This is a genomic window from Campylobacter concisus (assembly GCF_003048555.1).
In the GTDB taxonomy this organism is placed as follows: Bacteria; Campylobacterota; Campylobacteria; order Campylobacterales; family Campylobacteraceae; genus Campylobacter_A; species Campylobacter_A concisus_AO.
Window position 1 is genome coordinate 1 of record NZ_PIRR01000018.1, and the last position, 16,828, is coordinate 16,828.

Annotated in this window: 24 protein-coding genes; 19 read left to right on the forward strand and 5 right to left on the reverse strand. The window is 37.1% G+C overall.

Annotated elements, in window-relative coordinates:
- Positions 1–42: 42 nt before the first annotated feature.
- Positions 43–660 carry a superoxide dismutase [Fe] gene (gene sodB / locus CVS92_RS04590; RefSeq protein WP_107788681.1) on the forward strand — a complete coding sequence of 206 codons (618 nt, stop codon included), beginning with the start codon at positions 43–45 and terminating at the stop codon, positions 658–660.
- A 492-nt stretch (positions 661–1,152) separates the two neighbouring features.
- Here sodB and CVS92_RS04595 read toward each other — a convergent pair whose 3' ends face one another.
- Complete coding sequence (locus tag CVS92_RS04595) at positions 1,153–2,319, reverse strand: MalY/PatB family protein (RefSeq protein ID WP_103641164.1); 1,167 nt, start codon at positions 2,317–2,319, stop codon at positions 1,153–1,155.
- 99 nt (positions 2,320–2,418) lie between these two features.
- Here CVS92_RS04595 and CVS92_RS04600 point away from each other — a divergent pair, with 99 nt between their 5' ends.
- The 3 genes from CVS92_RS04600 (at position 2,419) to tpx (ending at position 4,771) form a co-directional block, all read left to right on the forward strand.
- Positions 2,419–2,874 carry a DIP1984 family protein gene (locus CVS92_RS04600; protein ID WP_103648366.1) on the forward strand — a complete coding sequence of 152 codons (456 nt, stop codon included), beginning with the start codon at positions 2,419–2,421 and terminating at the stop codon, positions 2,872–2,874.
- Positions 2,875–3,089: 215 nt separating this feature from the next.
- Positions 3,090–4,232: a trans-sulfuration enzyme family protein gene (locus tag CVS92_RS04605; protein WP_107788682.1), complete on the forward strand. Its 1,143-nt coding sequence runs from the start codon at positions 3,090–3,092 to the stop codon at positions 4,230–4,232.
- Between the two features lie 14 nt (positions 4,233–4,246).
- Positions 4,247–4,771 carry a thiol peroxidase gene (gene tpx / locus CVS92_RS04610; RefSeq protein WP_107788683.1) on the forward strand — a complete coding sequence of 175 codons (525 nt, stop codon included), beginning with the start codon at positions 4,247–4,249 and terminating at the stop codon, positions 4,769–4,771.
- A gap of 45 nt (positions 4,772–4,816) precedes the next feature.
- Here tpx and CVS92_RS04615 read toward each other — a convergent pair whose 3' ends face one another.
- From CVS92_RS04615 to CVS92_RS04630, 4 genes are all read right to left on the reverse strand, one after another.
- Positions 4,817–5,368 (reverse strand): ribonuclease HII, encoded by a 552-nt coding sequence (locus CVS92_RS04615; RefSeq protein WP_107788684.1) that lies wholly within the window; start codon positions 5,366–5,368, stop codon positions 4,817–4,819.
- A complete protein-coding gene (locus CVS92_RS04620; protein WP_107788685.1) occupies positions 5,368–6,222 on the reverse strand; it encodes an S-adenosylmethionine tRNA ribosyltransferase in 855 nt (284 codons plus the stop codon). Before CVS92_RS04620 ends, CVS92_RS04615 begins: the two co-directional genes overlap by 1 nt.
- A 78-nt stretch (positions 6,223–6,300) precedes the next feature.
- The gene (locus CVS92_RS04625) at positions 6,301–7,395 is read right to left on the reverse strand and encodes an ATP-binding protein (RefSeq protein ID WP_107788686.1); all 1,095 of its coding nucleotides are present in this window, start codon (positions 7,393–7,395) and stop codon (positions 6,301–6,303) included.
- A complete protein-coding gene (locus tag CVS92_RS04630; protein ID WP_107788687.1) occupies positions 7,358–10,396 on the reverse strand; it encodes an Eco57I restriction-modification methylase domain-containing protein in 3,039 nt (1,012 codons plus the stop codon). The genes CVS92_RS04625 and CVS92_RS04630 overlap by 38 nt, the downstream gene beginning before the upstream one ends.
- Before the next feature lie 257 nt (positions 10,397–10,653).
- Between CVS92_RS04630 and rpsJ the strand changes: the two genes are divergently transcribed.
- The 15 genes from rpsJ to CVS92_RS04705 are packed head-to-tail and all read left to right on the forward strand — an operon-like array spanning position 10,654 to position 16,822.
- Positions 10,654–10,962, forward strand: coding sequence for a 30S ribosomal protein S10 (gene rpsJ, locus CVS92_RS04635; protein ID WP_009295257.1), 309 nt, complete (start codon positions 10,654–10,656; stop codon positions 10,960–10,962).
- A 20-nt stretch (positions 10,963–10,982) separates the two neighbouring features.
- The gene (rplC, locus tag CVS92_RS04640; protein WP_002941563.1) at positions 10,983–11,561 is read left to right on the forward strand and encodes a 50S ribosomal protein L3; all 579 of its coding nucleotides are present in this window, start codon (positions 10,983–10,985) and stop codon (positions 11,559–11,561) included.
- Entirely contained in the window at positions 11,558–12,172 is a 615-nt protein-coding gene (rplD, locus tag CVS92_RS04645; RefSeq protein WP_012140561.1) for a 50S ribosomal protein L4, read from the forward strand. Before rplC ends, rplD begins: the two co-directional genes overlap by 4 nt.
- Position 12,173: 1 nt before the next feature.
- Positions 12,174–12,455 carry a 50S ribosomal protein L23 gene (locus CVS92_RS04650; RefSeq protein ID WP_002941535.1) on the forward strand — a complete coding sequence of 94 codons (282 nt, stop codon included), beginning with the start codon at positions 12,174–12,176 and terminating at the stop codon, positions 12,453–12,455.
- 1 nt (position 12,456) lies between these two features.
- Positions 12,457–13,290: a 50S ribosomal protein L2 gene (gene rplB, locus CVS92_RS04655; protein ID WP_084041048.1), complete on the forward strand. Its 834-nt coding sequence runs from the start codon at positions 12,457–12,459 to the stop codon at positions 13,288–13,290.
- Between the two features lie 2 nt (positions 13,291–13,292).
- Entirely contained in the window at positions 13,293–13,574 is a 282-nt protein-coding gene (gene rpsS, locus CVS92_RS04660; protein ID WP_002941639.1) for a 30S ribosomal protein S19, read from the forward strand.
- A gap of 11 nt (positions 13,575–13,585) precedes the next feature.
- Entirely contained in the window at positions 13,586–13,918 is a 333-nt protein-coding gene (gene rplV, locus CVS92_RS04665; protein ID WP_009295259.1) for a 50S ribosomal protein L22, read from the forward strand.
- A 1-nt stretch (position 13,919) separates the two neighbouring features.
- On the forward strand, positions 13,920–14,618 hold the full coding sequence (gene rpsC / locus CVS92_RS04670; protein WP_002941650.1) for a 30S ribosomal protein S3: 699 nt from the start codon (positions 13,920–13,922) through the stop codon (positions 14,616–14,618).
- A gap of 2 nt (positions 14,619–14,620) precedes the next feature.
- A complete protein-coding gene (gene rplP / locus CVS92_RS04675; RefSeq protein ID WP_021091116.1) occupies positions 14,621–15,046 on the forward strand; it encodes a 50S ribosomal protein L16 in 426 nt (141 codons plus the stop codon).
- A complete protein-coding gene (gene rpmC / locus CVS92_RS04680; RefSeq protein ID WP_002941625.1) occupies positions 15,033–15,227 on the forward strand; it encodes a 50S ribosomal protein L29 in 195 nt (64 codons plus the stop codon). Before rplP ends, rpmC begins: the two co-directional genes overlap by 14 nt.
- Position 15,228: 1 nt before the next feature.
- On the forward strand, positions 15,229–15,480 hold the full coding sequence (rpsQ, locus tag CVS92_RS04685; RefSeq protein ID WP_021091107.1) for a 30S ribosomal protein S17: 252 nt from the start codon (positions 15,229–15,231) through the stop codon (positions 15,478–15,480).
- Complete coding sequence (rplN, locus tag CVS92_RS04690) at positions 15,480–15,848, forward strand: 50S ribosomal protein L14 (protein ID WP_021091075.1); 369 nt, start codon at positions 15,480–15,482, stop codon at positions 15,846–15,848. Before rpsQ ends, rplN begins: the two co-directional genes overlap by 1 nt.
- Positions 15,848–16,084 carry a 50S ribosomal protein L24 gene (gene rplX, locus CVS92_RS04695; RefSeq protein WP_107788688.1) on the forward strand — a complete coding sequence of 79 codons (237 nt, stop codon included), beginning with the start codon at positions 15,848–15,850 and terminating at the stop codon, positions 16,082–16,084. The genes rplN and rplX overlap by 1 nt, the downstream gene beginning before the upstream one ends.
- 5 nt (positions 16,085–16,089) lie before the next feature.
- The gene (gene rplE / locus CVS92_RS04700; RefSeq protein WP_002941643.1) at positions 16,090–16,635 is read left to right on the forward strand and encodes a 50S ribosomal protein L5; all 546 of its coding nucleotides are present in this window, start codon (positions 16,090–16,092) and stop codon (positions 16,633–16,635) included.
- 1 nt (position 16,636) lies between these two features.
- On the forward strand, positions 16,637–16,822 hold the full coding sequence (locus CVS92_RS04705; RefSeq protein ID WP_002941532.1) for a type Z 30S ribosomal protein S14: 186 nt from the start codon (positions 16,637–16,639) through the stop codon (positions 16,820–16,822).
- Positions 16,823–16,828: the final 6 nt, after the last annotated feature.

The following is a 16,828-nucleotide window of genomic DNA, read 5'->3' on the forward strand; positions in this document are numbered from 1 at the left end:
GCTATAATACGAAACAACAAATTTTATTATTAAGGAATTATTATGTTTGAACTTAGAAAACTTCCATTTGATGCAAATAGCAATGCAGTAGTTAGCACAAAAACCTGTGAATACCACTACGGCAAGCATCATGCAACTTACGTAGCAAATTTAAACAATCTTATAAAAGATACAAAATTTGCTAACACATCTTTTTATGAAATTCTAACAAATAGCGAAGGTGGGCTTTATAACAACGTCGCTCAAGTTTATAACCACGACTTTTACTGGGACTGCATCGCTAAAAAAAGTGAGATGTCAAGCGAGCTAAAAGCTGCGATCGAAGTAAATTTCACAAATTTTAAAGAGGAATTTCTAAAAGCAGCCACAACACTTTTTGGCTCAGGCTGGGCGTGGCTCGTATTTGATCCAAGCAGTAAAAAGCTAGAGATCGTACAAACTAGTAACGCAAAAACTCCAGTGAGCGACGGCAAAGTGCCACTTCTAGTCGTTGATGTGTGGGAGCACGCTTACTACATCGACAACTTCAACGCTCGCCCAAAATACCTAGAGACTTTTTATGAGAACATAAACTGGGAATTTGTTAGCAAAGCTTACGAGTGGGCGCAAAAAGAGGGCCTTGGCTCAGTTGAGTTTTACACAAAAGAACTACATAAATAATATCTGGCGGGGCTTTTCCCGCCTTTAAATTTCTGCATTATCTAAATTTTTAAAATCAACAAATTTATTAGCAAAAAATTACCTTGTTTTAAAAGAAAGTGTAACTTCAAAAATGGCTCAAAATTTTGTTTTAGCAAACAATTTCTCTTAAATTTAAAAACAATACGAGATGGCTCATCTTTAAATTTTGGTTTTAAACACACTGCTAAATTTATAAGCTACGGACACGATCTTTACCACTTCAAAAAGGCATAAAACGCTCGCTTTTATTGGTCTGCTACATTGTGGTTGGGCGGTTTTTGTACTTAAATTTAAAGCAACCAAATAAAAACTAGTGTAGGTCATCTTACCTTTAAATTTATCAGCAAAACTTGATTTGATGTTAAAAAATGGTGGTGGGGGCAATGTTCACTGTTTCAAAAATGCCCCGAGCTGTATTAATTAGGCAAGGGTAGCTTAAATTTCAAAGCCACCCAGCCAAATTTACTCAATTTATCTTTTTGAAGTGTATAAATTTATACCATTTTGTAAGCGTTTTAACCCTTCAAGCACTCTGGCTCTTTGGGTTGCGATATTCATACGGAGGAAAAATCTATCTCCCCTATAAGCATTGCCGTCATTTAGCCAAAGTCCAGCTTTATCACGCAAGAAATTCATAAAGTCGCTTGAATCCTCGCAAAACGCGCTGCAATCAAGCCATAAAAGATAAGTCGCATTTGAAGGTAGAAGTTTTACTGGTAAATTTTGCTCTTTTATGAAATTTATAACGATTTTTTTGTTTTCAAAAAGATAATCCCTAAGTTCATCAAGCCATGTTTGGCTATCGTTAAATGCCGCTATTGTCGCAGTTATCGCAAATGCGTTTGCTTCGCCTATCTCATCATAATTTACAGCTGCATTTATTCTGGCACGTATCTGTTCATTTGGCGTGACGATGGCTGAGCTTTGAAGTCCAGCTATATTAAAGGCTTTTGTTGGTGATATGCACGTGATTGAGTTATTTTTACACTCTTCGCTAACGCTGATAAATGGTACGTAGCTTAGCCCAGGATCAGTTATGTCGCAGTGGATCTCATCACTGATAACCAAAACATCGTGCTTATAACAAAGCTCGCCTATTTTTTTAAGCGTCTCTTTGTCCCAAATTTTTCCTATTGGATTGTGAGGATTACAAAGAAGCATCATAGTTGTTAGTGGTTGAGCTAGCTTTGCTTCAAGGTCTTCAAAATCAATCTCATAAGAGCCATCTTTATAGACAAGGTCATTTGATAAAATTTCACGGCCATTATTTTTGATGCAGTTAAAAAATACGTGATATACGGGAGCTTGAACTAAAATTTGATCTCCTGGATTGCTAAATCTTCTAATAGCAGTAGAAATCGCTGGTATAACACCAGTGCAAAAGCACATCCAATCGTTTTCAAAGCTAACATCATGACGCCTTTTCCACCAGCCTTTAATCGCTTCGTTCCACTCTTTTGGAATAAATGAGTAGCCAAAGACACCATTATCAAGACGCTTTTGTAGGGCATTTAAAATTTCAGGTGCAGCCTTAAAATCCATATCAGCAACCCACATTGGCAAAACATCGTTTTTCATTCGCCACTTCGATGAGTTGGTGCCATCTCTGCTAATAAGCGTATCAAAATCATACTTCATAGCTTTTCCTTAAAATAAAATTTTAAATCAATTATAACCCAAAAGATACTAATATAATTTGAAATTTTCTCTCAATTTAATATTTCAAAAGGAAAAATGATGAAATTAGCTCAGGCTCTCATTTTAAGAGCCGATACACAAAAACGTTTAGAGCAGCTAAAAGGTAGGTTGCTTGATAATGCAAAAATGCAAGAAAATGAAAGACCTAGCGAAGATCCAAAGCTTCTTTTAAAAGAGCTTGATAGGCTAAGCGATGAGCTATTTAGGCTGATCTTGGCTATAAATTTAACAAACTCAAGTGCAAAATTTGAAGGCGTGAGTCTAACTGAAATGATCGCTAAAAAAGATACGCTAAGCCAAAAAGCAAGCGTGCTTAGGGAATTTGCCAAAAGCGCAAGCCAAAAGGTCGATCTTTACTCAAATAGTGAGATAAAAATTTTAAGTAGTGTTGATGTGGCCACGCTTCAAAAGCAAATAGACGAGCTATCCAAAGAGATCAGAGAACTAGATATGAAGCTACAAGAGGCAAACTGGCAAGTTGATCTTGTAGAGTAAATTTATGGTGAAAATGTAGTTAAAGGCGAGTAAAAAGAAAAATTTATTAGGCTTGCGGGGAGAGAGTAAAAGTTTAAATTTATCCCAGCAATTTAAAAAATGCATTCTTAAAAATAAATGTTACTACCACTTACTGATTTAGCTACGTTTTGGGTGGGTTTGGGGAAGATTAATCTTTATTATGTAAGATTTCATAAAATTTTAAAAGGAAATTTATGAAACTTGACACCTTGATCGTAAAGGGCATTGAAGCTAAAAATAATCCAAATAAAGCGGTCATTCCGCCTGTTTTTTTAGCAAGTACGTTTGTGCAAGATGATCTTGAAAATTTTCAAGAATTTGCATATTCGCGTGGTAGTAACCCAACCAAAAAAGCATTTGATGAAATTTTTGCAAAGGTTGAAGGCAGCAAATACGCATTTAGCTTTGGCTCAGGCATGGCAGCAACAGCGGCGGCACTTAGCCTTATAAAAACAGGGCAAAAGGTCCTACTAAATAGCAACGTCTATGGCGGCACTTATAGGTATGTTACAACCGTTTTTGAAAGCCACGGCATAAAGAGCGAATTTATAGATGATCTAAATTTTTTAAGCGAAGATGACATAAGCAACGATGTAGCAGCGATATTTATCGAAACTCCCTCAAACCCTCTCTTAAGAGTGACAGATATCGCTAGAATTTCAAAGATCGCTCACAAAAAAGGTGCTCTAGTCATCGTGGATAACACATTTTTAACGCCTTATTATCAAAGAGTACTTGATCATGGAGCTGATATCGTGGTTTATAGCGCTACAAAATATATCGGCGGACACGCTGATGTGATCGCTGGTATCGTTACGCTAAACGACGATGCTTTGGCTGAGAAGATAAAATTTGCCAAAAACACGCTTGGTGGCATCATCAGCCCTATGGACGCGTACTACCTAATACGTGGGCTTAAAACGCTTAGCGTTAGGTTTGATAGACAAACGCAAAATACGCATAAAATAATCAAATTTTTACAAAATAATGACGCAGTTAGCGTGGTGCATTTTGCCGGCTCATATAGCGAGCAAGAGGCAAAAATGCAAGCGGCTCAAGCAAGCGACATCGGTGCACTTATCTCATTTGAGCTCGATGAAAAATATGATGTAAATAAATTTGTAAAATCGCTAGAAATTTTTGATCTAGCGGTAAGTCTTGGTGGCGTAGAAAGCCTTATCTGCAGGCCTGCGACTATGACACATGAGGCATATCCAAAAGAGGTGCTAGATAAGATCGGCATAAAGCAAAACTTACTTCGTTTAGCAATCGGTATCGAAAACGCTGATGATCTAATAGCGGATCTTGATCAAGCATTTAAAAAAGCAAAAAAATAATAAAGGAGATAGATATGGCAACTACAAATTTTAAAGGTAGTGAGGTAAATTTAAGTGGAAACGAGGTCTTTGTAGGCTCTTATGCACCTGAAGCAAAAGTCGTAGCACAAGATCTTAGCGAGTTTAGTGTAGGCGGAAACAATGGCGTAGAAGTACTTGTTTGCTTGCCATCACTTGATACTGGCGTTTGCGCAGCAGAGGCTCGTAAATTTAACGAAAAAGTAGCCGGCAAACACGGCGTAAAACTTAGCATCATCTCAAATGATTTGCCATTTGCGATGGGGAGATTTTGCACGACTGAAGGCATAGAAAATTTACGTGTAGGAAGTGACTTTAGATACGGAGAATTTGCTAAAAACTATGGCGTTTTAATGAGCGATGGCCCACTAAAAGGACTACTTGCAAGAGCGGTATTTGTCATCAATGATGGTGTAATAATTCACAAACAAATCGTCCCTGAAGTGACAGAAGAGCCAAACTATGATGCTGTATTTGATGCTATTAAAAGTAGTGGTAGTTGTGGTTGTGGCTGCCATTAAAAAGGACGTTATCTAAGCATCTATTTGATGCTTAGATAATTAATCTTAGTCAAATAGAGATTTTTCAAAAGACTTTACTACAAAGCTTTTTCTATGAAGGCTTGAATAGCCAATTTTAGCAATGGCATCTAGATGTGCCTTTGTGCCGTATCCTTTGTGCCCAGCAAAGCCATACTTTGAGTAAATTTTATCCCAGCCTTTCATTAAACTATCGCGGCTAACCTTTGCTAATATGCTAGCAGCGCTTACCCCAGCGACTTTGCCGTCAGCTTTTATCATCGTTGTGATACCAACACCATAGTCTAAATTTCCATCATAAATGATCTCAAAACCCTCAAAGTGCGCCTTAAAAATTTTGAGCGCTCGTCTTAAGCACTCACTTAGTCCAAGTTCGTCTATTTGTGTATTTGAGAAGTAGATGATGAGAAAATTTGAGCTTTTTATAATCTCTTTAAAAAGCTCCTCACGCTTTTTTGCAGTTAGTTTTTTGGAGTCGTTTAAGCCTAAAATTTCTTTATTTAGCACGCAGGCTGCTACGCTTAAAGGCCCAGCTAAAGCCCCACGTCCAGCCTCATCTATGCCACAAATTTTTGCCATTAAAGTCCGATTTCATCGCTAAAGTAAGGTCTTAGCTCATCAAGTGGTACGCTAATTTGCTCCTCGTTTAAAAAGGTAAGCCCAAGTGGCGAAAGTACAAAATTCTCGCTAACACCTGCTGTTGCGAGGATTGCTTTTAGATGAGGATCATTTATATCTTTAAAAATCTGCTTTAACTTTAGCTTTTTATTGGTTTTAAGTAAGACGACATCGCAGCTAGTTTTATTGTTTTTATAGGTGCAGATACTTTTTATTTTGTCATTTATATAGTAGATGTTGTCTAGGTTTTCAAATTGGTTATTTGGCCATTTTTTACGCTCGCTTTTTAGGTCATAAAGTGTCGAGAGTAATTTATTTTTATTTTTTTTAGCCGATTCTTTGGTAAATATGTCGTTGATGATAGCTTCGTATCTCGTGCCATTTGCTTCAGTCATTTGGATGCCAATATTTAGCATTTCATACTCTTTTTCTTTTTTAATAGTCGCATTATAGGCTTTGTTTTTAACGATTATTTTGCCCTTTAACTCTCCATTTTCATTTTTAACGTCTAAATTTACCTTATCAGATACAGCATTTAGCGATGAAATTTCACTGCTATTTTGCTCAAGATTACCTTTTTCGTAGTCGTATTTTGTACCATCAAAAAAGATATGTCCGCTTATCTTGGCCGGCACTTTAAAGCTCTTACTTTGCTTAAAATTTTCAAATTCATCTTTAAAATAGTTCATATAAACTTCGAATTTTATACCATTTGCCTCGCCAATAAATTTATAAAATTTTGCCCAGTTTTCGTGATTTATCTCATAGCCAAATAGGCTTACTATAAGTATAAAAATCCCAATAAATGCTCTCATGTCCGTCCTTCATAGTTTTGTTGATTATAGCTTCTTTACTTTAAGCTTTTAAAACAATAATCAAATAAAGGTTTAAATTTATAAACCTAGACTCCACCTAGAAAATGGCAAAATTTCGCATTTTATACCCTCAAAGCTAAGCTCGGCTTGGTTTGCGACGCTAATTATCTGAAGTTTACTTACACCCAGCTCTTTTAAGCTTGCGTGGAGTTTTTTAAATTTTAAAAAGATGATCTCTGGCGCAGAAAACGGCACACAGATGATCGCGATCTTCCTTTTATTAAGGAAGAAATCAATCTCTTTTGTGTAGTAAATTTCATCTTTAAATTTAAGCAATTCGCAAAAAACGACATTTGCAAAGACAGCTAAAAAATCCTTTTTTAGATACAAAGCGTTACGAAGTGCAAAATTTGTAAAGTAGAGCTTTTTGCTCGTGCTGCTCTCATCTAAATTTGGTACTAATTCTATAAAGCCATTTTCATTAAGGCTGGTTACTGCGTTATAGACACTATCTTTTGAGATTTTCATCTGCTCTTTTAGGTTTTTGTAGATACCAAAAGTGCTAAGCACATCGTGGCATTTTGGAGCACATTCTTTTAAAATCGCAATGCTTTGCTCGCTCAAATTTGCTCTTAAAAGCTGTTGCAAGTGAGCTGTGACCTCGCTCGAGTCCAAAAATGCACTTGCTATCTCGTTGCCGTGAGCTAAAAAATAGCTAAAAAGCAGGTCTTGGTCCAAATTTTTCTTAAAAAATAGTATAAATTCCTCGTAGTCGAGATAGTTTAAATTTATGCGAGCAAAGCCGTCAATCGTGAGTGAAAATTCCTTACTTGTAAGGATGATATTTTCAAGTGCTGCGCCCTTTAAAAAGTCTAAATTTGCAAGGTCAGCAGCTTGTAAATTTTCAACTGCAAGAACCTTTATCTGGGCATTTTTTTCTAAAAATTCTTTCAAATTTGCTAAAAGCAAGGCTCTGTCTATCCTTAGATCGTCTAAATTTACATAAAGTCTCTCCTCGCTTTTATAATGGCTCAAAAACTCATAAACAAGGGCTGTTTTGCCACTTGAAATGGCGCCAACGATAAGCGTTTTTGGCGAGATGATTTCGTATTTTCTGGGGATAAACTTACTTGATTTAAGCGGCTGATTGTAATAAAGCTCTAATTGGTTCATTTTCTCCCCTTTGTAAGATGTATATGTAAATTTTTGTTATACCGTCAATTCCCCCCCCCCTTATTATAAGCGCGATCTCATCGCTTGTTAGTTCATAAAGCTCAAAAACAAGTTTGTCTATTTTTTCGTCACTTGCCTTGATTTTGTCGTTTAGCGCATCGATATTTTCTTTGGCTTCTAGCTTTTCATCAAGAGTTAAAGTAGGCATATGCTTCTCGTAAAGCTTGATCTTTTCATTGGCTTTTAAAATTTCATCGACCAAATTTATTATCTCGTTTGCTAAATTTTCATTTTGTGACGCGATTTGTGGGATAGGCAAAATTTCTAAGCGATTTGTTGTTATTTCGCCTTCAAGTCCACCTCCAGCATAGAAAAAGTTGAAAATTTTATAAACAGCTGTTGAATTTAAAAAGGCTAATAAAAATTTTAGATTTTCGCCAGTTATGCAATATGCAGTATTGTTTGGAATATTATTATTTGTATCGTAAGCAAATTTCGGACTTTGCACAATTTTTGCACATAAAATTTTCTCTTTTTCGAATTCCTCAAGATATGCGCAGTTTCGCAGATTATAAGGAGTGGCTCCTTTATCAGAACGATTGGAAAGTTTCGGCTCAAATTTATCAAGATATAGTTTTAGCTTAGGAAAATTATCTATATTGATGCGAGGCTCGGTGCCATATCCATTATGGATATTTATGAGCCACAGTCCAGCCCACTCATAGTCATAACGCTTTATATCTTGACCTCGTAAGATCGGCCTAATGAGCTTTTGCGTCCACTCTCTTTCTTCTCCAGTGCAGTTATTTAAAATTTTATTACGGGTGTCACTATCAATAATAAATACTTCATTTAGTCCTGTTTTGATACCAGAATGAATTTTTATGCCCCAATTTTTTAATGGCTCTGCAACTTTTTCGATTTTACTTTTTAGCTCAAATTTACTTTTATCTAAAAAGGTGAAATTTGTTTCGTTTAGCGTGGATTGTGGTATTTGGATAAATTTTTGCATTTTTAAATTTATGGTGCTTGAAGCTAGGAAATTAAATTTTGAATTTTCACCTGCTCTTATTTTTTTAAAAATAGTAATCGCACTATCTACACTTGCGTCTTCAAAAACTTTAACCCCAGTAAAATCAATAATGTGTGTTATTTGTGTATTTTCTAATATAAATTTACGTAAATTTTCACCATAGCTGGCACGGAAAAATTTATTTGAACATATAAAACCTAAAAGTCCATTTTCTTTTAGGCGTGTAATGCCAAGCTCATAAAAATAGACAAACAAATCAGCTGTGCCGCTATAAACTTTATATTTTTGTAGAGCAGGCTTTTGCTCTTTTATCGCCTCTTGTCTGACATAGGGAGGATTGTCGATAACGACATCAAATTTAAAGTCAAAAGGAAATTCTAAAAGCGAGTTTGCAGCTACTAAATTTTTACTAAGATCTGTTAAAACTCGTCCTTTTGCAGCTGTGCGGAGCCAAAGAGATAGTCTGGCGATCTCGACCGCATCGGCATTTATATCTACGCCGTAAAGGTTATTTTCTAAAATGGTGCTTTCTATATCGTAAAGTCCCAAGCCCTCGCCCTCATATACTTTGCGATAAGTGTCTAATGCGCCATGCTCGCTAATGAGAAATTCTAAAGCTTGGTTTAAAAATGCACCAGAGCCGCAAGCTGGATCAAGTATCTTAAGGGATAAGAGCCACTCGCGGTAAGTATAAATTTTATCTTTGATCTCGCTTTCTGCTTTGGTTAATTTTTTGGGATTTTTTGGTGCTAGTAACTCATTTAGATCAAGCCCTAACTCATCTTTTTTAGCTTTACAAAGCGCACCAAGCGAATTTTCAACTATAAATTCTGTTATAAACTCTGGCGTATAAAATATGCCATCTTTTTTACGTTTGCTCTGTTTGGCATCAAATTCATTGCCATTTATTTGCGCATTTAGCTCTTCAAGGTCGTTTAGTGAGCTTTCAAAGATATGTCCTAGGATATTTACACCGATGTCGCTTAAAAAGTCATAGTCGCTTAAAAACTGCGCTTCAAGCACGCTATCGTCCATCTTTAGTGCATCAAGCTCAGTATCTGTGGCAAAAAGTCCGCCATTGTAGCGTTTGATATCAAGACGTTCACTACCTTCATCAATGGCTTTAAAGTAAATTTTGTAAAAGTCATAAAAGCTTAGCTCGGTAACTTGGTTTTGAAATTTATCTTTTATCTCGGCTATCGTGCGAAGCCTTAGTAGTCCGCGGTCTTCGGCAAATAGTATGAAAACAAACCTGTCGCATAGTTTTTGAGTCAGGCTTAAAAGTCTATTTTTATCAATACTAGCATTGTTTTTGCAAATATTTTTAAAAAGAGCAAGTCTAAAAGCACTAAAGTCTTTATAAAATTTGTTTGAAATTTCACGCTCGTGAGTGGCAAATTTCTCTTTTAGTTTTAGCGGCAGATCCGTGCTAATACTCTCAAAGCTAAGCAGCAAATGAAGTCTTTTAAACTCATCAAAGCTTGATGTAAAAAGGTCAAATTTTTCAAATGTTGTTTTATTGCCGATGTAAAAGCGTAGTTCGTTAAAATTTGAAACAACGACATATTTGGCATTGTCGTGTGAGACAAAATAGCGAAAAGCTTGATCTATTGGGCTAAGCTCGCGGTTGTATGGAGTTTTATCAAGATGCTGTGTAGTCTGATCTTTTAGCTCGATCACGCATCTAACTTCGCCATTTATCAGTATCGCCCCGTCTGCCTTTTTGCCGTCAGTTTCGTTCTTTTTCTCGCGCTCAAGATTGAAATTTGTAGGATTAGTAGTGTCTAAAGTGTAGCCAAGGCAGTTTTCAAAGATATCTTTTAGAAACTGCGTTTGAAATTTCTCTTCTTTGAAATTCTTAATGTCGCTAGCTTTTGCCTGATACATTTGCAAATTTATATAACGCTTTTTAAGCTTCTCCTCATCTTGATCTTGGGTTAGTAAGAATTTTGGATTAAAGATCGGCATCTTTTCTCTTTAAAATTTTAATTTCTTGGAATCTTATCTTTTTAAATTTTATATATTCCTTATTAAAAGGAAATAATTAATCAAAATTCATCAAAAAATAGCGTTTTTCTTGACAACTATAATAGCTTTTTTGTAAAATCGCGTTCTCTTTACGAAAAGACAAGCGTCTTTGCTCGTACGATCGCTTGATCCTATGCGAGTTATTTTGATGTAAAGAGGTCGCGAGTTTGCGACAAGTTCTTTTTAAAGGAAAACACATGGAAAGAATCAGGTTAAAGCTAAAAGCTTACGACCATAGAGTTCTAGACCGCACTGTTGCAGCAATCGTAGAAGCTGTCAAACGAACAGGTGCCGACGTTCGTGGCCCGGTACCAATGCCTACAAAGATCAAACGCTATACAGTCTTAAAATCTCCACACATCAACAAAGACTCACGTGAGCAGTTTGAGATGAGAATACACGCTCGTATGCTTGACATCGTAGCTGCTACTCCAGAAACTGTAGATAGCCTAACAAAACTCGACCTAGCTCCAGAAGTTAATGTCGAAGTTCGTGCGATGAAATAAGCGGACAAAAGGATAAGAGTATGGAATATATTGTAGAAAAAATAGGCATGAGTAGAACGATTGCCACGAAGAGTACGCCAGTTACACTACTTAAGCTAGTTGAGGCTAAAGTATGTGAGATCGACGAAAACAAACGTGCTATCGTAGCGTATGCCCACACTAAAGCAAACAACAAAGCTATCGCTGGTCAGCAAAAAAAATACAATCTGACAGCAGAATTTAACAAATTTGCTACGCTTGAAGTAGCTAATAGCGAAGTTGGAAACCTAGACTTTACACCATTAAATGAGGCTAAAATTTTAAAAGTTAGCTTTAACTCAAAAGGTAGAGGCTACCAAGGTGTGGTAAAAAGGCATGGTTTTGGTGGTGGTCCAAAAAGCCACGGCTCACGTTTCCACAGACGCCACGGATCAATTGGTAACTGCGAATGGCCAGGTCGTGTTCAACCAGGTATGAAAATGGCAGGACACATGGGCAATGAGAAAGTTACTGTTAAAAACGAGCTAATAAGCTTTGATGCTCAAAATGGCATCGTAGTTGTAAAAGGTTGCGTTCCTGGTCACAATGGTGCAATGGGTAAAATAAGGATTGTAAAATGAGTAAAATTCACGTATTAAACGATAAATTTGAAAATTCAGGCGAGTTAGAGCTTCCTGCAAGCTACGCTGAAGTAAATCCGCACAACCTATATCTTTATGTAAAATCTTACCTTGCTGGTATAAGAGCAAATTCGGCTCATACTAAAAGCCGTGCTTTTGTAAGCGGTGGTGGTAAAAAACCATGGAGACAAAAAGGACGTGGTGGTGCAAGAGCGGGTTCAACTAGAACTAACGTTTGGGTAGGCGGTGCAGTTGCATTTGGTCCAACAAACGAGAAAAACTATTTTCAAAAAGTCAATAAAAAACAAAAAAGACTAGCTCTTGAGTACGCTTTGGCAGTAAAAGCACAAGATGGTAAAATTTTCGCAGTAGATAGCATCTCAATCGAGTCTGGAAAGACAAAAGATGCAGCTAATATCATCAAAAATTTAAAAGTAAAAGACGCGCTTATCGTTAAAGATTTACTAGACGATAAAACACTGCTTGCTTTTAGAAATTTAGCAAACTGCTATGTAGTAGATGCAAATGAGGTAAATGCTTATCTTGTCTCTACATTTAGTTCGGTTATCATTGAAAAAGCTGCACTAAAAACTATAACAAAAGAGGGCTAAAATGGCGGATATAACTGATATCAAAACAATTATTTATACAGAAAAAACTCTAGGCCTTCAAGAACAAGGCGTTGTTGTTATCCAAACTTCACCAAGAGTTACAAAAAACAGCTTAAAAGCAGTTTTACAAGAGTATTTTGGAGTAACGCCTGTTCGCGTAAATTCACTTAGAATTAGCGGCAAAGTTAAGCGTTTTAGAGGAAGAGCAGGTCAGCGTGATGAGATAAAAAAATTCTACGTTAAGTTACCTGAAGGCGTAAGCCTAGAAAATACGGAGGCGTAAGATGGCTATAAAATCATATAAACCATATACACCTAGTCGCAGATATATCACTGGACTAAGCTCTGAAGATATAACAGCTAAACCAAGCGTTAGAAGCTTGCTTGTTAAACTACCTGCATCTGGCGGTAGAAATAACAATGGTCGTATAACTTCAAGACATAAAGAGGCAGGTGCAAAAAAACTTTATCGTATCATCGACTTCAAACGTCGTAAATTTGGTATAGAAGGTAAAGTTGAAGCGATCGAGTACGATCCAAACAGAAACTGCCGTATTGCTCTTATAGCTTACAAAGATGGTGAAAAGCGCTATATCATTAGACCAAATGGCCTAAATGTTGGTGACGTTATCGCATCTATCGATGAGGGCTCACTAGATATTAAACCAGGCAACGCTATGAAATTAAGATTTATCCCAGTTGGTACTATTGTTCATAACGTAGAGCTAAAGCCTGGTAAAGGTGCTCAAATAGCTCGTTCAGCTGGTGGTTATGCTCAGCTAATGGGTAAAGAAGAGAAGTATGTTATCTTAAGAATGCCAAGTGGCGAGATGAGACAAGTACTAGCTGAGTGTATGGCAAGTATCGGTGTAGTTGGTAACGAAGACTGGGCTAACATCACTATCGGTAAAGCCGGACGTAATCGCCACCGCGGTATCCGCCCACAAACACGTGGTTCTGCTATGAACCCAGTTGATCACCCACACGGCGGTGGTGAAGGTAAGAAAAATTCAGGCCGTCACCCAGTTACTCCATGGGGTAAACCAACTAAAGGTGCTAAGACTCGCCGTAAAAAAGCTAGTGATAAGCTTATAATTTCAAGAAGGAAAGGAAAATAGAGATGGCAAGATCACTCAAAAAAGGTCCTTTCGTAGATGATCATGTAATGAAAAAAGTTATTGCCGCAAAAAATGCAAACGATAACAAACCAATCAAGACTTGGTCAAGACGTAGCACGATTGTACCTGAAATGATTGGACTAACATTTAACGTTCATAATGGCAAGAGCTTTATTCCTGTATATGTTACAGAAAATCATATAGGCTATAAACTTGGCGAATTTGCTCCAACACGCACATTTAAGGGTCACAAAGGCTCAGTGCAAAAGAAAATCGGCAAGTAAGGGGAGATAATATGAGTAAAGCAATTATAAAATTCGTAAGACTTTCTCCTACAAAAGCAAGACTTATAGCAAGAGAAGTTCAAGGTATGAATGCTGAGCTAGCACTTGCAAGCTTGCAATTTATGCCAAATCGTGGTGCTAAATTTATAGCAAACGCTATTAGCTCAGCAGTAGCAAATGGCGGATTTGAGCCAGAAGAGGTTGTAGTAACTAGTTGCCGCGTTGACGCTGGTCCTGTATTAAAGAGATTTAGACCAAGAGCAAGAGGAACAGCGAGCAAAATTCGCAAACCTACTTCTCATGTAATGGTAGAAGTATCTAAACCTGAAAAGAAGGAAGCATAATATGGGACAAAAAGTAAATCCAATAGGTCTTAGACTAGGAATTAACCGCAACTGGGAATCTAGATGGTTTCCAACCAAACAAAGTCTTCCTGAAAATATCGGTGAAGATTACAAAATTCGTGCATTTTTAAAGAAAAAACTTTACTATGCAGGAATTAGCCAAATTCTAATCGAAAGAACGGCTAAAAAACTTCGTGTAACCGTAGTTGCAGCTCGTCCTGGTATCATCATTGGCAAAAAAGGTCAAGATGTTGAAAACCTAAAGAACGAAGTTAGCAAACTTATCGGCAAAGAAGTAAATGTAAATATCAAAGAAGAAAGAAAAGCTCAAGCTTCAGCTCAACTTGCTGCTGAAAACGTAGCTATGCAACTTGAAAAGCGTGTCGCATTTAGACGTGCTATGAAAAAAGTTATCCAAGGCGCTCAAAAATCAGGTGCTAAAGGTATCAAAATTTCAGTTGCTGGTCGTTTAGGTGGCGCTGAGATGGCAAGAACCGAGTGGTATCTAGAAGGTCGCGTTCCGCTTCATACTCTTAGAGCAAAGATAGATTACGGTGTAGCTGAGGCTCATACGACTTATGGAAACATAGGTATTAAAGTATGGATTTTTAAAGGTGAGGTTCTTCAAAAAGGTGTTCAGCCTGAGAAAACTGAAGAAGAGGCGCCTAAGAAAACACGTAGAGCAAGAAGAGGTAAATAATTATGTTGATGCCTAAAAGAACGAAATTTCGTAAGCAAATGAAAGGTCGCAACCGTGGTTATGCGACTCGTGGAGCATCTTTAGCAACTGGCGAATTTGCACTTAAAGCTGTTGAAGCTGGTAGAATAAATTCTCGCCAAATAGAAGCTGCTCGTCAAGCTCTAACTCGTCATGTAAAAAGACAGGCTAAAATTTGGATTAGGGTTTTCCCTGATAAGCCACTTACTAAAAAACCTCTACAAACTCGTATGGGTAAAGGTAAGGCTGGAGTTGAAGAGTGGGTTATGAATATCAAACCTGGTCGTATAATATTTGAAATGGCTGGTGTTAGCGAAGAGCTAGCTCGTGAAGCTCTAACTTTGGCTTTACACAAACTTCCTTTCAAATCAAAATTTGTAACGCGAGAGAGTGAAAATGAAATATACTGAGTTAAAAGATAAGAGCGTTGCAGAATTAAACGCGTTGCTAAAAGAGAAAAAGGTGCTTTTATTTACTTTAAGACAAAAGCTAAAAACTATGCAGTTAAGCAACCCTAATGAGATTAGTGCTGTTCGCAAAGAGATAGCTCAGATCAACACTGCAATTAGTGCAACAAGACAAGGGGCGTAAAATGGCATTAAAAAGAGAAATTCAAGGTGTTGTTTTACAAAAAGCTGGAGATAAAACAGCTACTATTTTGGTAGAAAGACGCGTTATGCATCCAAGATACCATAAATTTGTAAAACGCTTTAAAAAATATTTAGTTCACGATGAGAAAAATGAGACAAGAGCAGGCGATACGGTTGTTGCGATCGAGTGCAGACCACTTTCAGCTCGCAAAAATTTTCGCTTAAAAGCTGTATTGGCAAAGGGAGTTGAGTAATGATTCAAAGTTTTACAAGACTTGCAGTTGCTGATAATAGTGGTGCAAAAGAGTTAATGTGTATAAAAGTTCTTGGCGGCAGCAAAAGAAGATACGCTACACTTGGCGATATCATAGTTTGCTCTGTTAAAAAAGCTCTTCCAAATGGTAAGATCAAAAAAGGGCAGGTTGTAAAAGCTGTTGTTGTAAGAACTAAAAAAGAGGTTCAAAGAGATAATGGTTCGCTAATCCGCTTTGACGAGAATGCAGCTGTTATACTTGATAGCAAAAAAGAGCCAGTCGGCACTCGTATTTTTGGACCAGTTGGACGTGAAGTTAGATATGCTAACTTTATGAAAATTGTTTCGCTAGCTCCGGAGGTTTTATAATGGCTAATGTAAAATTTAAAGTCAAAAAAGGCGATACTGTAAAGATCATCGCTGGTGACGATAAAGGCAAAACTGGTAAAATTTTAACAGTTCTTGCAAAAAAAGGTCAGGTTATAGTTGAGGGATGCAAAATAGCTAAAAAAGCTATCAAACCAAGCGAAAAAACTCCAAATGGTGGTCACGTAAATAAAGAGATGCCAATTGACATATCAAACGTCGCGAAAGTTGAAGGATAAGAGATATGAGTAGATTAAAAGATAAATTTAACGAAACTATCAAGCCAGCTCTCGTAAAAGAATTTGACATCAAAAATCCAATGCTTATCCCTGCGCTCGAGAAGATCGTGATCAGTGTAGGCGCTGGAGACTCTGCTAAAGATCAGAAAGTGCTTCAAAATATGGCTGATACCATTTCACTTATCGCTGGACAAAAAGCAGTTATCACTGATGCTAAAAAATCAGTTGCTGGCTTTAAAGTTCGCGAAGGTTTCCCTGTTGGTATCAAAGTAACTTTGAGAAAAGAGCAAATGTATGCTTTCTTAGATAAGCTAATCAGCGTTGCTCTCCCAAGAGTTAAAGATTTCCGTGGTCTTCCAAAAAATGGCTTTGATGGACGTGGAAACTATAACTTCGGTCTTAGCGAGCAGCTAATGTTTCCAGAGGTTGAGTATGATAAAATTTTACGAACTCATGGTATGAATATTACGATTGCTACTACGGCTAAAAATGATAAAGAGGCATTCAAATTGCTAGAGCTATTTGGTGTGCCGTTTGCAAAAGGAAAGTAAAATGGCAAAGAAATCAATGATAGCAAAAGCTGCACGCAAGCCAAAATTTGCGGTTCGCGGCTATACTAGATGCCAAATTTGCGGTCGTCCGCACTCTGTTTATAAAGATTTTGGAATTTGCCGTGTTTGCCTAAGAAAAATGGCTAACGAAGGCCTAATACCTGGTCTTAAAAAAGCAAGTTGGTAAGGAAGA